The 11925-nt window shown below is 67.7% G+C and carries 16 protein-coding genes and 1 other RNA gene; 5 read left to right on the top strand and 12 right to left on the bottom strand.

From position 1 onward, the window contains the following. Positions 1-2 precede the first annotated feature (2 nt). Positions 3-875 carry an ion transporter gene (locus tag ABE424_RS07070; protein WP_319208475.1) on the bottom strand — a complete coding sequence of 291 codons (873 nt, stop codon included), beginning with the start codon at positions 873-875 and terminating at the stop codon, positions 3-5. 65 nt (positions 876-940) lie between these two features. Here ABE424_RS07070 and ABE424_RS07065 point away from each other — a divergent pair, with 65 nt between their 5' ends. Continuing rightward, positions 941-2170, top strand: a complete 1230-nt coding sequence (locus ABE424_RS07065; protein WP_319208477.1) for an acetylornithine transaminase — start codon at positions 941-943, stop codon at positions 2168-2170. Here the strand turns inward: ABE424_RS07065 and ABE424_RS07060 are convergent. Continuing rightward, on the bottom strand, positions 2154-2786 hold the full coding sequence (locus tag ABE424_RS07060; RefSeq protein WP_346491658.1) for an HAD-IA family hydrolase: 633 nt from the start codon (positions 2784-2786) through the stop codon (positions 2154-2156). The genes ABE424_RS07065 and ABE424_RS07060 overlap by 17 nt on opposite strands. 114 nt (positions 2787-2900) lie before the next feature. Here ABE424_RS07060 and azu point away from each other — a divergent pair, with 114 nt between their 5' ends. Continuing rightward, the gene (azu, locus tag ABE424_RS07055) at positions 2901-3359 is read left to right on the top strand and encodes an azurin (protein WP_346491659.1); all 459 of its coding nucleotides are present in this window, start codon (positions 2901-2903) and stop codon (positions 3357-3359) included. A 59-nt stretch (positions 3360-3418) separates the two neighbouring features. Here the strand turns inward: azu and hemL are convergent, their stop codons facing one another. Together hemL and thiE are read right to left on the bottom strand one after the other, a co-directional pair. After that, complete coding sequence (hemL, locus tag ABE424_RS07050) at positions 3419-4708, bottom strand: glutamate-1-semialdehyde 2,1-aminomutase (protein WP_346478930.1); 1290 nt, start codon at positions 4706-4708, stop codon at positions 3419-3421. Between the two features lie 15 nt (positions 4709-4723). Continuing rightward, on the bottom strand, positions 4724-5356 hold the full coding sequence (thiE, locus tag ABE424_RS07045; RefSeq protein ID WP_319208488.1) for a thiamine phosphate synthase: 633 nt from the start codon (positions 5354-5356) through the stop codon (positions 4724-4726). A gap of 72 nt (positions 5357-5428) precedes the next feature. On the opposite strand from thiE, the gene ABE424_RS07040 reads away from it, so the two are divergent. Beyond that, positions 5429-5620, top strand: coding sequence for a rubredoxin (locus ABE424_RS07040; protein WP_037553342.1), 192 nt, complete (start codon positions 5429-5431; stop codon positions 5618-5620). A gap of 36 nt (positions 5621-5656) precedes the next feature. Here ABE424_RS07040 and ABE424_RS07035 read toward each other — a convergent pair whose 3' ends face one another. From ABE424_RS07035 to ABE424_RS07000, 8 genes are all read right to left on the bottom strand, one after another. Continuing rightward, positions 5657-6502 (bottom strand): tetratricopeptide repeat protein, encoded by an 846-nt coding sequence (locus ABE424_RS07035; RefSeq protein WP_176988310.1) that lies wholly within the window; start codon positions 6500-6502, stop codon positions 5657-5659. 62 nt (positions 6503-6564) lie between these two features. Beyond that, entirely contained in the window at positions 6565-7017 is a 453-nt protein-coding gene (locus ABE424_RS07030; RefSeq protein ID WP_176988311.1) for a DUF192 domain-containing protein, read from the bottom strand. Positions 7018-7062: 45 nt separating this feature from the next. Continuing rightward, positions 7063-7710 (bottom strand): ribose-5-phosphate isomerase RpiA, encoded by a 648-nt coding sequence (gene rpiA / locus ABE424_RS07025; protein ID WP_346491660.1) that lies wholly within the window; start codon positions 7708-7710, stop codon positions 7063-7065. 27 nt (positions 7711-7737) lie between these two features. Beyond that, complete coding sequence (locus ABE424_RS07020; protein ID WP_346478935.1) at positions 7738-8214, bottom strand: EVE domain-containing protein; 477 nt, start codon at positions 8212-8214, stop codon at positions 7738-7740. Positions 8215-8227: 13 nt separating this feature from the next. After that, positions 8228-8827: a 5-formyltetrahydrofolate cyclo-ligase gene (locus ABE424_RS07015; RefSeq protein ID WP_346491661.1), complete on the bottom strand. Its 600-nt coding sequence runs from the start codon at positions 8825-8827 to the stop codon at positions 8228-8230. Positions 8828-8906: 79 nt separating this feature from the next. After that, positions 8907-9091, bottom strand: a non-coding RNA gene (gene ssrS / locus ABE424_RS07010) — 6S RNA. Positions 9092-9221: 130 nt separating this feature from the next. After that, positions 9222-9521 (bottom strand): cell division protein ZapA, encoded by a 300-nt coding sequence (locus ABE424_RS07005; protein ID WP_176988315.1) that lies wholly within the window; start codon positions 9519-9521, stop codon positions 9222-9224. Then, positions 9518-9739, bottom strand: a complete 222-nt coding sequence (locus ABE424_RS07000; RefSeq protein WP_019183857.1) for a TIGR02449 family protein — start codon at positions 9737-9739, stop codon at positions 9518-9520. Before ABE424_RS07000 ends, ABE424_RS07005 begins: the two co-directional genes overlap by 4 nt. Positions 9740-9904: 165 nt before the next feature. On the opposite strand from ABE424_RS07000, the gene ABE424_RS06995 reads away from it, so the two are divergent. Together ABE424_RS06995 and ABE424_RS06990 are read left to right on the top strand one after the other, a co-directional pair. Next, a complete protein-coding gene (locus ABE424_RS06995) occupies positions 9905-10453 on the top strand; it encodes a UPF0149 family protein (RefSeq protein WP_346491662.1) in 549 nt (182 codons plus the stop codon). Positions 10454-10460: 7 nt separating this feature from the next. After that, complete coding sequence (locus ABE424_RS06990) at positions 10461-11786, top strand: aminopeptidase P N-terminal domain-containing protein (RefSeq protein ID WP_346489439.1); 1326 nt, start codon at positions 10461-10463, stop codon at positions 11784-11786. The last annotated feature ends 139 nt before the right edge of the window (positions 11787-11925 follow it).

Genomic DNA, 11925 nt, shown 5'->3' with positions numbered 1-11925 from the left:
ATCTACGTATTGAACGTATCCGGCAGGGCACTGCCGCACCGGCGACAATGGCGCGCGTCGGGTTCGTGGCCTTCCAGGCCACAGTGCGGGCAGCCGCGTGCATCCCGGCGCGCGGCATGCTCGGCATCGCGCATGGTGTTGGCCAGTTCGGCGGTGTAGATGCCGGTCGGCACCGCGATGATGCTGTAGCCGATCAGGATCAGCACCGAGGTCACGAAGCGGCCGAGCACGGTCTGCGGCACGATGTCGCCGAAGCCCACCGTGGCCATCGTCACCACCGCCCAGTACATGCTGCTGGGGATGCTGGTGAAGCCGTGGTTGGGCCCTTCGATCACGTACATCATCGTCCCGGCGATGATGGTGATGGTGATCACCGTGAACAGGAACAGCAGCACTTTGCGGCGGCTGCGCCACAGCGACTCCATCAGCACGCCGCTTTCTTCGATGTAGCGGGTCAGCTTGAGGATCCGGAACACCCGCAGGATGCGCAGCGCGCGCACCACCAGCAGGCTCTGCGCGCCGGGGATGAACAGCGACAGGTAGGTCGGCAGGATCGAGGCCAGATCGATGATGCCCCAGATGCTGAACGCGTAGCGCAGCGGGCGTTTGACCACCACCAGCCGCAGCAGGTATTCGGCAGTGAACAGGAGCGTGAAGCCCCATTCGAGCACATACAGCCAGTCCGCGTAGGCCGCGTGGAAGCGCTGCACGCTGTCGAACATGACCACCACCACGCTGGCGATGATCGCGTAGACCAGCAGCAGGTCGAAATTGCGCGAGGGCCGGGTGTCGTGGCGGTAGATGATGTCGAACCACTGGCGGCGCCAGCCGGACTCGGTGGCGGGGTTGAGCTGGGGGGCGGTGAACGGTCGCATGGCCCGCATTGTGCCCCACCGGCCCAAAGCGCGAGAATGGGATCTTTCCCGAGCCCCCGACCGCCATGACCGCCGCTGCCACCGATCCGCTGTTGTCCCTGTCGCATTACTACCTGCCGGTCTACAAACCGCGCCAGGTGGTGCTCGAGCGCGGCCAGGGCGCCCGCGTCTGGGACACCCAGGGCCGCGAGTTCATCGACCTGGCCGCCGGCATCGCCGTGTGCGGCCTGGGCCACCACGATCCGGACCTGACCGCGGCCCTGATCGAGCAGGCCGGCAAGCTCTGGCACACCAGCAACGTGTTCTACAGCGAACCGCCGCTGCGCCTGGCCGAAGAACTGGTCACCGCCTCGCGCTTCGCCGAGCGCGTGTTCCTGTGCAATTCCGGCGCCGAAGCGAACGAAGTGGCGATCAAGCTGGTCCGCAAGTGGGCCTCCTCGCTGGGCCGCCCGGCGCACCAGCGCGTGATCGTGACCTTCCGCGGCAGCTTCCACGGGCGCACCCTGGCCGCGGTGACCGCCACCGCCCAGCCGAAGTACCAGGAGGGCTACGAGCCGCTGCCCGGTGGCTTCCGCTATGTCGATTTCAACGATGAGGTGCAGCTGGAGACCGCGATGGCCGCCGGCGATGTCGCCGCGGTGATGCTCGAGCCGATCCAGGGCGAGGGCGGTGTGATGCCGGCCAAGCCGGGCTTCCTGAAGCGCGTGCGCGAGCTGTGCGACCAGCACAATGCCCTTGTCGTGCTCGATGAGATCCAGGTCGGCATGGGCCGCACCGGCACCCTGTTCGCGCACTGGCAGGACAACATCACCCCCGACATCGTCACCCTGGCCAAGGCGCTGGGCGGCGGCTTCCCGATCGGCGCGATGCTGGCCGGCCCGAAGGTCGCCGAGGTGATGCAGTTCGGCGCGCACGGCACCACCTTCGGCGGCAACCCGCTGGCGGCTGCGGTGGCCCGCGTGGCACTGCGCAAGCTGTCCTCGCCCGAGATCGCGCACAACGTCAGCCGCCAGTCGCAGGCGCTGCGCGATGGCCTGGGCAGGATCAACGACGAGTTCAAGGTGTTCAGCCAGGTCCGCGGCCGCGGACTGATGCTGGGCGCGGTGCTGGACAAGGACTTCGCCGGCCAGGCCGGGCCCATCCTGGACCACGCCGCCGACCACGGCCTGCTGACCCTGCAGGCCGGCCCGGACGTGCTGCGCTTCGTGCCGTCGCTGAACATCACCGATGAAGAAATCGCCGAAGGCCTGAAGCGGCTTCGCGCAGCGGTCGCCTCGTTCATCGCGTCGCGCTAGCCAATGGCGGTAGAGCCGACCGTTTCATGACCTTGCCGAACGCGCGGCTGTCGGTCGCGGTCTCGGCCTGCAGGCCTGCCTGCCGCGCACCGCGCACGTTGACGAACAGGTCATCGACGAACAGCGTGCGCTCGGCGCGCGCGCCCAGCCGTTCCACTGCGCGGGTGAATATCGCCGGGTCCGGCTTGCGCCCGCCCAGTGCACCGCTGCACAGGATGCGGCCGTGCAGGGCATCGGCCAGGGTCGGCAGCAGCAGCGGAATCGTCCGTGCCATCAATTCGCCGTTGTTGGTCAGGATCGCGATCGGCAACGTCCGGGCGATCCGTGCCACGCGTTCGATGACCCCTGCTTCCGGTGCGCACGCCGCGATGCGCGCCGCCTGCCACTGCGCGATGCTGATCGTGGTCCGCAGCGCTTCACCCAGTTGCTCAAGGTACGCGTCCGTCGCCATGCCGCTGTCGTAGGCGCGCTCCAGTCCACTGTCGAACAGCGCCGCCTGCACCTGCGCCGCACTGCAGCCGATGCCCGCGGCGAGATGGCGCACGCGCAGATGCCGGGCATAGCGCACCAGCACGCCATCGAAATCCAGCAGCAGGCACTCGATCGCAGGGGGCATCGGAGAAGTCTCGTCCAGGTCCAAGGCTGACCGTAACCCAGCCGGGGGCTGCGCTGCGACATCGCGTCGCACGTCGCCTGCACGGGCGGTCACTAGAATCGCGGGGACTGTTCGATGGAGATCGCCTTGAAACTGCTTGCCCCCGTGTTGCTCGCCGGCCTGATGCTGGCCCCGGCCGCCCATGCGCGTGTCTGCGCGATCGCCCTCGACAGCACCGACCAGATGAGCTTCAGCCAGAAGGAACTCAAGGTTGCGGCGGACTGCACCCAGGTGAAGCTGACGCTGCGCCACACCGGCAAGCTCGCCGCGACCGCGATGGGCCACAACTGGGTGCTGACCCGCACGGCCGATTATCAGCCGGTGGCGATGGCCGGCATGCGCGCGACGTTGGCCGACAGCTACCTGCCCAAGGGCGATGCACGCGTGCTGGCGCATACGGCGGTGATCGGCGGTGGGCAGACCACCAGCGTCACCTTCTCCACCGCCAAGCTGACCAAGGGCGGCGACTACACGTTCTTCTGCTCGTTCCCGGGCCACTTCGCGATGATGAAGGGCCGCTTCGTGTTCGGTTGAATAACAGGGACGGAGGTGGTTATTAATTACCTCCGTCCCCGTTTTTGTCACCGTTTTTGTCAGCCTTTCACGACCTTGAAGGCTTCGCGCGCTGCCTCGAGCGTCGCATCGATGATCGCGTCGTCGTGGGCGCTGGACAGGAACCCGGCCTCATAGGCCGACGGCGCCAGGAACACGCCGCGCTCCAGCATCGCGTGGAAGAAGGTGTTGAACGCGGCGATGTCGCAGGCGGTCGCCTGGGCGTAGGTCTCCACCTTCTGATCGGTGAAGAACAGGCCGAACATCGCGCCGACCTGGGTCGTGGTCACGGCAACCCCGGCCTCGGCGGCGGCGGCTTCCAGCCCGGTGCACAGGCGTGCCGCCGCGGCGCCCAGGCGGTCATGGAAGCCCGGTTCCTGCACCAGCTCCAGCATCGCCAGGCCGGCGGCCATCGCCACCGGATTGCCACTCAGGGTGCCGGCCTGATAGATCGGGCCCGCCGGGGAAATCTGCGACATCAGCTCGCGGCGACCGCCGTAAGCGCCCACCGGCATGCCGCCGCCGATGATCTTGCCGAAGGTGGTCAGGTCCGGGGTCACGCCGTAATGCGCCTGCGCACCGCCGAGGGCCACGCGGAAGCCGGTCATCACTTCATCGAAGATCAGCACCGTGCCGTACTGCGTGCACAGCGCGCGCAGGTGCTGCAGGTAGCCCTCGCGCGGCGGAATGCAGTTGGCGTTGCCGACCACCGGTTCGATGATCAGGCCGGCGATGTGCTCGCCCTGTTCGGCGAACAGCGCCGTGGCCGCATCGAAATCGTTGTACGGCAGGGTCAGGGTGAGTTCGCTCAGGCCTGCGGGAACGCCCGGCGAGGTGGGCACGCCCAGGGTCAGCATGCCGCTGCCGGCCTTGACCAGGAACGAGTCGCCGTGGCCGTGGTAGCAGCCTTCGAACTTGACGATGCGGCTGCGGCCGGTGGCGCCGCGCGCCAGACGGATCGCCGACAGCGTGGCCTCGGTCCCGGAGTTGACCATGCGCACCATCTCGCAGGACGGTACCAGCCGGGTCAGGGTCTCGGCCATGGTCACTTCGGCTTCGCAGGGCGCGCCGAACGACAGGCCGTTGCCGATCGCCTGCTTGACCGCCTGGCGCACGGCGGTGTGGTTGTGGCCGACGATCATCGGGCCCCAGGAGCCGACGTAATCGATGTAGCGGTTGTCGTCCACGTCATACAGATAGGGGCCATCGGCGCGCTTGACGAAGAACGGCTCGCCGCCGACCGACTTGAACGCGCGCACCGGCGAGTTGACGCCACCCGGCAGCAGCTTCTGGGCGCGGGTGAACAGGGCGTGGGACTGGTCGTGGTTCATGGAGTGTCCTGGGTCTTACGGAAACTGGGCGAGGAAGGCGCGCTGGGCGGCAACCGGGTCGGGGGCGGCGAAAATGCCGCTGACCACGGCCACCAGGTCGGCACCGGCCGCGATGATGGGACCCACATTGTCCGGGCTGAGCCCTCCGATCGCCACCCGCGGCACGCCCAGTGCGGCGCTTTGCCGCAGCAGGTCCGGCGTGGCACGGCTGGCGGTGACCTTGGTGGTGGTGGGGAAGAACGCGCCGAAGGCCACATAACTGGCGCCTTCGGCCACGGCACGCGCGGCATTGGCCAGCTGGTCGTAGCAGGACGCGCCGATGATGGCGTCGGACCCCAGCAGGGCACGCGCCGCGCCGATGTCGCCGTCGGTGCCGCCCAGGTGCACGCCAGCGGCGCCCACGGCATGGGCCAGCGCCGGGTCGTCATTGATGATCAATGGCACGCCGTGCTGCCCGCACAGCGCCTGCAGCGCGGTCGCCTGCTGCAGGCGCAGGGCGGCATCGGCGGTCTTGTTGCGGTACTGCAGCCAGGTCGCGCCGGCCGCCAGCAGCGGCGCGGTGCGCGCCAGCAGCCGCGCGGTATCGGGCTCGTCGGGGGTGATGAGGTAGACGCCGCGGGGCGGCGTGGGGGCTGAAGCGTGATTCATCAATGGCTACCGGTAGCGCAACGGGAGTGGGACAATGACCACTGTCAGCTCCTGTCCCGCCGTGATTATCCGATGACCGACGCTACCGCCACCACCTTCCGCACCTGGATGTGCGTTGTCTGCGGCTTCCTGTACCGGGAAGAAGACGGGCTGCCGGAAGAGGGCATCGCCCCCGGCACGCGCTGGGAGGACATTCCCGATACCTGGACCTGCCCGGACTGCGGCGTGACCAAGGATGATTTCGAGATGGTCGAAGTCGACTAAAGCACGACCGGGCGCCCGGCGAGCATCACGGCGCCCTCAGTGCAGGCGCGGCACCGCGCCACCGAGCCCGACCAGCTTCTCGCGCACGAACTGGGCGTCGCTGGCCTTGGCATTGCGCTTGAGGTACAGCCCCAGGTCGCTGCGCGCGCCGGCCTCGTAGTCCAGCTGCAGGTAGGCCATGCCGCGATCGCGCAGGGCGTCGTCCTGCTCGGGCGCCAGCTTCAGCAGGCGGTCGGCACTGCGCGCGGCGCGGTCCCATTCCCCCCGTTCGACGTACACGCCATGCAGGTTGCGCAGCATCCGCATCAGGATCGCGCGTGCCGGGGCCGGGTCCAGGATCTGCGCCAGCACGTCGTCGTCGGGCACTTCACCGCCCAGGTGCGAGCGCGCGCGTTCGCGCAGTTCCTCCACGCCCAGGGGGCGGCCGCCGTTGAACGGATCCATCACCAGCACGCCGTCGTTGAGCGGCAGGCGCACCAGGAAGTGGCCGGGGAAGGACACCCCGTCCAGCGGGATGCCGAGCCGTCGGGAGACTTCCATCTGCACCAGTGCCAGCGAGATCGGGTTGCCCAGGCGGCGTTCGAAGACCTGGTTCAGATAGCTGTTGCGCGGGTCGTAGTACTCGCCGTGGTCGCCGCTGTAGCCCAGCTCGTCAAACAGGTGGCGATTGACCGCTGCGATCTTCAGCGGCCACATGTCGATCGTGGCGATCTCGGTGCGCAGGTGGTCGGCGTGGCTCTGCAGGACCGCGTCGTAGACGGCAGGGTCCAGGTCCGGGTATTCGTCCCGGGCGATCAGCAGGGCGGTCGGCAACAGAGGCAGCGCCTCGTCGTCCAGCTCGGCCAGTGATTCCCACGTCGGCAATGTGATCTGCCCCTGCATGGGACAAGACTGGCGACAAACGCGCCGCGATTCAAGGGCGCGGCGCGTTTATCGGGGCCGTTTTACTTGTCGTCGGCGATGCCGGGGCCGAACTTCAGTTCGGTGCCGTCTTTCAGCGCCATCTTCTCGGCCTGCCCGGCGTTGAGTTCCAGCACGTAACGGGCCGGCTCGCTGCTGGGGTAGGGCGGGCAACGATCGCCGGCCGAGCACGGCGGCACGTCGCGCTGCTGGCTGACCAGGCGACGCTGCGCATCGAAGTACAGGATGTCCAGGGCGATCTTGGTGTTCTTCATCCAGTACGCCTGCAGCTCTTCGCGTTCGTGGATGAACAGCATGCCGTGGTCGTCCGGCATCTGGTCGCGGAACATGAGGCCGCGGGCGCGGGTGTCATCGTTGGTGGCCAGTTCAACGTGGTAACGGTTGCCGTCCAGTTCCACCCAGTGACGGGCGTTGGTGCTGGCGCAGCCGGCGAGGGTCAGCAACAGGAGCAGGGGCAGCAGGCGCAGCAGGGACATGGGAGTGCCTCGTTGGGGCGGCCGTCGCGGGCGACGGCCACGGGATCAGATCACGATCGGCGGTTCACCGCCCACGATCACCACATCGGCCGGACGGCGTGCGAACAGGCCGACGCTGACCACGCCCGGCAGCTGGTTGAGCTCGCGCTCCAGCTTCACCGGATCGGTGATTTCCAGATGGTGGATGTCCAGGATCACGTTGCCGTTGTCGGTGACCACGCCCTCACGCCACGCCGGCTGGCCGCCGGTCATGTCCATGATGCGGCGGGCGACCAGGCTGCGCGCCATCGGGATCACTTCCACCGGCAGCGGGAACTTGCCCAGCACCTTCACCTGCTTGCTCGGATCGATGATGCACACGAAGCGCTCGCTGGCCTCGGCGATGATCTTCTCGCGGGTCAGCGCGGCGCCGCCGCCCTTGATCAGGTTCTTGTTGCCGTCGCACTCGTCGGCGCCATCCACGTACAGCGACAGGGTGCCGGTGTGGTTGAGCTCGAACACCTCGATGCCGTGCTGCTTCAGGCGTGCGGTGCTCTGGTCCGAGCTGGACACGGCGCCCTTGATGCGGTGCTGGATCCTGGCCAGGGCGTCGATGAAGTAGGCGACGGTGGAGCCGGTACCGACCCCGACGATCATGCCGTCTTCGACGTATTCAATGGCTTTTTCAGCGGCCAGGCGCTTGGCTTCGGACATGGCGGGCAACTCTTGGAGGAAAGGGGGTCAGTGCTTTTCCAGCGACAGCAGCAGCTTCCACTGCGCGGCGGTCACCGGGAGGATGGAGAGGCGGTTGCCGCGCGCGGTCAACGGGAACCCTTCGCCCAGCGCATCGGCGTGCAGCTTGATCTCGTCCAGCGAAATGGTGTCGCGCAGTTTGCGTTCGAAGGCGACGTCCACCAGCATCCAGCGCGGTTCTTCGCGGGTCGCCTTGGGATCGTAGTAATCGGATTTGGGATCGAACTGGGTGTCGTCCGGGTAGGCCTCGCTGGCCACCGTGGCCAGCCCGACAATGCCCGGCACCTTGGTGTTGGAGTGGTAGAACATCACCCCGTCGCCGACCTTCATGCCGTCGCGCATGAAGTTGCGCGCCTGGTAGTTGCGCACGCCGTTCCAGGGCTCGCGGCCTACGCGCTGCAGATCATCGATGGAAAAGGCGTCCGGTTCGGACTTCATCAGCCAGTAGCGCTTGCGTGCGGTCATGCGGAGTCTTTGATTACTGTAGGTGCCGACCATTGGTCGGTACGCAGACAAGGGTGGAGACGTCGGTGCAGATCGCATCCACCGCGACGTCCCACGGTTGCACCGGCAGGTCATCGACCTGCTGGACCGAGAAGCCGACCCCGACCAGCCACGGCGGCGCCGGGCGCTGGTGGCGGAATGCGAAGCTGCGATCATACCAGCCGCCTCCCATGCCGAGCCGGCGGCCCTGTGCGTCGAAACCGACCAGCGGCGCCACGACCAGGGCCATCTGTTCCGGCGCGAGCGTGTCGTCCAGCGCAACCTCGGGTTCGGGGATGCCGAAGCGGTTGGTAGTCAGCGCCTGCCCCGGGCGCCACGGCGCGAAGCGCAGCGTTTTCTCATGCAGCACCGGCAGGCAGTAGGTGAGCCCGGCGGGCAACTGCATCTGCCAGCGGTGCAGTGCGATTTCGCCATCCATCGCCCAGTAGCCGGCGACGTGGCCCTGCGTGGGCGCGAAAGGAAGGGAGAGCAGGCCATCAGCCAGATGTTCGGCGGCGGCCAGGCGCACGGCGGCGGGGAGATCACGGCGGCGTTGGCGCAGCTGCTGGCGCAGTGCGGAGCGCGGGTCGGTCATGCCTGGGTCCGGAGCGTGCGGGGGAAGCGGATAAAACAAGAGCGACGTCCCAAGGGAACGCCGCTCTTGCTGGAATATTGCATTCTCCGCCGTGACGATGCATGCGAAACGACCTTGAACCCGGGGTTCAAGTGGGTACGCTGGGGTTCCATCGGGCTTCCCGCTACAAGGCGGACTTGCACTCCCGGCGCCGTCGCGCACCCGTGGTCGTAATTAAGGGACAAGGCGAATGTTTGCACACGCCGTCGTTCACAGCAGAGAACGCGACGAGGATTATAGCCCTCTTGTGCGATTCGACCAGTCCGTTCGTCGGTCGGATTGCACGTCAATTCAGATCGATGAAGGCCACGCGATGTACTTGTGCAATCGGCCATCGCGTGGAACCCATCGTGGATCACCCTGCGCCGTCGAAGGCGCGATCCAGGCGGCGGTTCAGATCGCCCAGGGTCTGCTGCAGCGCGATCGCCTGGCGGGCGTGCTCATCGCGCAGCTGCTGCAGTTCGTGGGCCAGGTTCAGCGCGGCCAGCACCGCGACCCGGTCGACCGCGGCCATCCGGTTGCTGCCGCGGATCTCGCGCATCTTGGCGTCGAGCAGTCGGGCGGCGGCGGTCAGGCTCTCGCGTTCCTCCGCGCCCACGCCCACTGTGTATTCACGATCCAGGATGCGGACACTGACCGGTTCGGTCTGGCTCATGTGTGCTGCTCCAGGGATTTGAGGCGGGTGATCATCGCTTCGACCCGGGAGCGGGCCTGTTCGTTCTTGGCCAGCAGCTGGGAGCGTTCGGCGACCAGCTGTTCCTGCTGGTGGCGCAGGCTGCGGTTCTCGTCGGCCAGGCGCTGGTTGCGCTCCAGCAACGCCTCCACCCGGGCGGCGAAGGCCTGCAGTTGGGCGATGGCATCGGCGGGTTCCATGTCCGGCACGATAGGCAAGGGCGGATGGGGCGGTCAAGCGAATATTGACGGGGCCTGCGGGCGGTCGGCTCCGGGGCACCGGGGCAGGGCCCGGTGGCAGCCACCGCAACCCGGTGGACACGGGTGGATTGCTACACTGTGGCGCTCACAAACCGTAGCCCCAAGATGACCGAACTCCCGAGTGTCGACGACGTAAACCAGGCCAGCCAGGCCCTGGGCCTGGGCGCCAGCGCCGCTGAACTGCACGGCGGCCTGTGCGGCTGGCTGTCCGCCGGCGGTGCGCCGGTGCGTGAATGGCCGGCCCGCGTGCTGGCCGATGACAACCTGCCGACCCCGGCCGAAGGCGACGCGCTGTCGCGGCTGCTCGATGCCAGCGTGGCGCAGCTGGAAGACCGCGACTTCGCGTTCGAGCTGCTGCTGAGCGATGCCAGCGACACCGCGGCGCAGGCCGATGCGCTGTTCACCTGGGCGCGCGCGTTCCTCGGGGGCTTCGGGCTCGGCTCGGGCCAGAACCGCCCGGCGCTGTCGGAAGAGGGCGACGAGGCCCTGACCGATCTGGCCAAGCTGGCCCAGGCCTCCAGCGAAGACTTCGAAAGCGGCAACGACGATGACGAAGACGCACTGGCCGAGATCGAGGAGTTCATCCGCGTGGCGGTGCTGCTGCTGCACGGTGACTGCGTCATGGCCGCGCGCCATCGGCAGCGCCTGAACTGAGATGGATATCCGGCAGCTGACCGGCATCTCCGCCGCCGAATACACGCGTCGTCGCCAGCAGTTGATGGAAATGGCCGGCGATGACGCGATCCTGGTGCTGCCGGCCGCGTCCGAGCGGGTGCGCAGCCTGGATACGCATTATCCGTTCCGCCAGGACTCGGACTTCTGGTACCTGAGCGGCTTCCCGGAACCGGAGGCCGTGCTGGTCCTGATTCCGGGCCGCCGCCATGGCGAGGTGATCCTGTTCTGCCGCGAGCGCGACGCCGACCGCGAAGCCTGGGATGGCGCGCGTGCCGGCCAGGAAGGTGCGGTGTCGCAGTACGGCATGGACGACGCCTACCCGATCGACGATCTGGACGACATCCTGCCCGGCCTGCTGGAAGGGCGCTCGCGGGTGTACTACCACTTCGGTCGCGATGCCGAGTTCGATCTCAAGCTGATCGGCTGGGTCAACCGGGTGCGCTCGCAGGTGCGCCATGGCGCGCAGCCGCCGCATGAATTCCTCGAGCTGGGCCACCTGCTGCACGAGCAGCGGCTGTTCAAATCGACCGCGGAAATCGCGGTGATGCAGCGCGCCGCCGACATCAGCGTGCAGGCCCACCGTGCCGCGATGCATGTGGCGCGGCCGGGCATCCACGAGTACGAACTGCAGGCCGACCTGGAGCGTGTGTTCCGTGCCAATGATGCGTGCGCGGCCTACAGCAGCATCGTCGGTGCCGGTGCCAACGGCTGCATCCTGCATTACCGCGACAACAATGCGCGCTCGCACGATGGCGATCTGGTCCTGATCGATGCCGGTGCCGAGTACCGCGGCTACGCCAGTGACATCACCCGTACCTTCCCGGTCAACGGCCGCTTCACCGCCGAGCAACGCGCGCTGCATGACCTGGTCGGTGCGGCGCAGGCGGCGGCGCTGGCCCAGGCCCGCCCGGGCAACGCCTATGAAGCCGGCCACCTGGCCGCGGTGGAGACCCTGACCGAAGGCCTGCTGCGGCTGGGCCTGCTCAAGGGCACGCTGGAAGAGAACATCGCCGAAGCGCATTACCAGCGGTTCTACCGGCACAAGACCGGGCACTGGCTCGGCCTGGACGTGCACGACGTCGGCGATTACCGGCTGGCCGGGGATTCGCGGATGCTGGAGCCCGGCATGGTGTTCACCATCGAGCCGGGCCTCTATGTCTCACCGGACGACCGCAGCGTGGAAGCGCGCTGGCGTGGCATCGGCATCCGCACCGAAGACGACGTGCTGATCACCGAGGACGGCCATCAGGTGCTGACCGCTGCGTTGGCACGCAGTGCCGATGAGATCGAAGAAGACATGGCGAAGCGCTGATCCGCTTCACGGTAGAGCCACCCCATGGGTGGCTGCGCGGTGCGTGACGAAGGCACCGGTGGCCGTGCGGCGCATCACACCGGTAGTGCCGGCCGCTGGCCGGCTCCTCATGAAATCCAGGCATCGTGAGGAGCCGGCC

This window comes from Stenotrophomonas sp. TWI1149 (genome assembly GCF_039673155.1).
Taxonomy (GTDB): domain Bacteria; phylum Pseudomonadota; class Gammaproteobacteria; order Xanthomonadales; family Xanthomonadaceae; genus Stenotrophomonas; species Stenotrophomonas maltophilia_AA.
The sequence above is the reverse complement of the archived record's forward strand: the minus strand, read 5'-3'. Positions and strand labels throughout refer to the sequence as shown.

Bases quoted from the DNA above. Each gene is read 5' to 3' on its own strand.
- ABE424_RS07070 (WP_319208475.1), bottom strand. From the start codon at position 875: ATGCGACCGTTCACCGCCCCCCAGCTCAACCCCGCCACCGAGTCCGGC.
- ABE424_RS07065 (WP_319208477.1), top strand. From the start codon at position 941: ATGACCGCCGCTGCCACCGATCCGCTGTTGTCCCTGTCGCATTACTAC.
- ABE424_RS07060 (WP_346491658.1), bottom strand. From the start codon at position 2,786: ATGCCCCCTGCGATCGAGTGCCTGCTGCTGGATTTCGATGGCGTGCTG.
- azu (WP_346491659.1), top strand. From the start codon at position 2,901: ATGGAGATCGCCTTGAAACTGCTTGCCCCCGTGTTGCTCGCCGGCCTG.
- hemL (WP_346478930.1), bottom strand. From the start codon at position 4,708: ATGAACCACGACCAGTCCCACGCCCTGTTCACCCGCGCCCAGAAGCTG.
- thiE (WP_319208488.1), bottom strand. From the start codon at position 5,356: ATGAATCACGCTTCAGCCCCCACGCCGCCCCGCGGCGTCTACCTCATC.
- ABE424_RS07040 (WP_037553342.1), top strand. From the start codon at position 5,429: ATGACCGACGCTACCGCCACCACCTTCCGCACCTGGATGTGCGTTGTC.
- ABE424_RS07035 (WP_176988310.1), bottom strand. From the start codon at position 6,502: ATGCAGGGGCAGATCACATTGCCGACGTGGGAATCACTGGCCGAGCTG.
- ABE424_RS07030 (WP_176988311.1), bottom strand. From the start codon at position 7,017: ATGTCCCTGCTGCGCCTGCTGCCCCTGCTCCTGTTGCTGACCCTCGCC.
- rpiA (WP_346491660.1), bottom strand. From the start codon at position 7,710: ATGTCCGAAGCCAAGCGCCTGGCCGCTGAAAAAGCCATTGAATACGTC.
- ABE424_RS07020 (WP_346478935.1), bottom strand. From the start codon at position 8,214: ATGACCGCACGCAAGCGCTACTGGCTGATGAAGTCCGAACCGGACGCC.
- ABE424_RS07015 (WP_346491661.1), bottom strand. From the start codon at position 8,827: ATGACCGACCCGCGCTCCGCACTGCGCCAGCAGCTGCGCCAACGCCGC.
- ABE424_RS07005 (WP_176988315.1), bottom strand. From the start codon at position 9,521: ATGAGCCAGACCGAACCGGTCAGTGTCCGCATCCTGGATCGTGAATAC.
- ABE424_RS07000 (WP_019183857.1), bottom strand. From the start codon at position 9,739: ATGGAACCCGCCGATGCCATCGCCCAACTGCAGGCCTTCGCCGCCCGG.
- ABE424_RS06995 (WP_346491662.1), top strand. From the start codon at position 9,905: ATGACCGAACTCCCGAGTGTCGACGACGTAAACCAGGCCAGCCAGGCC.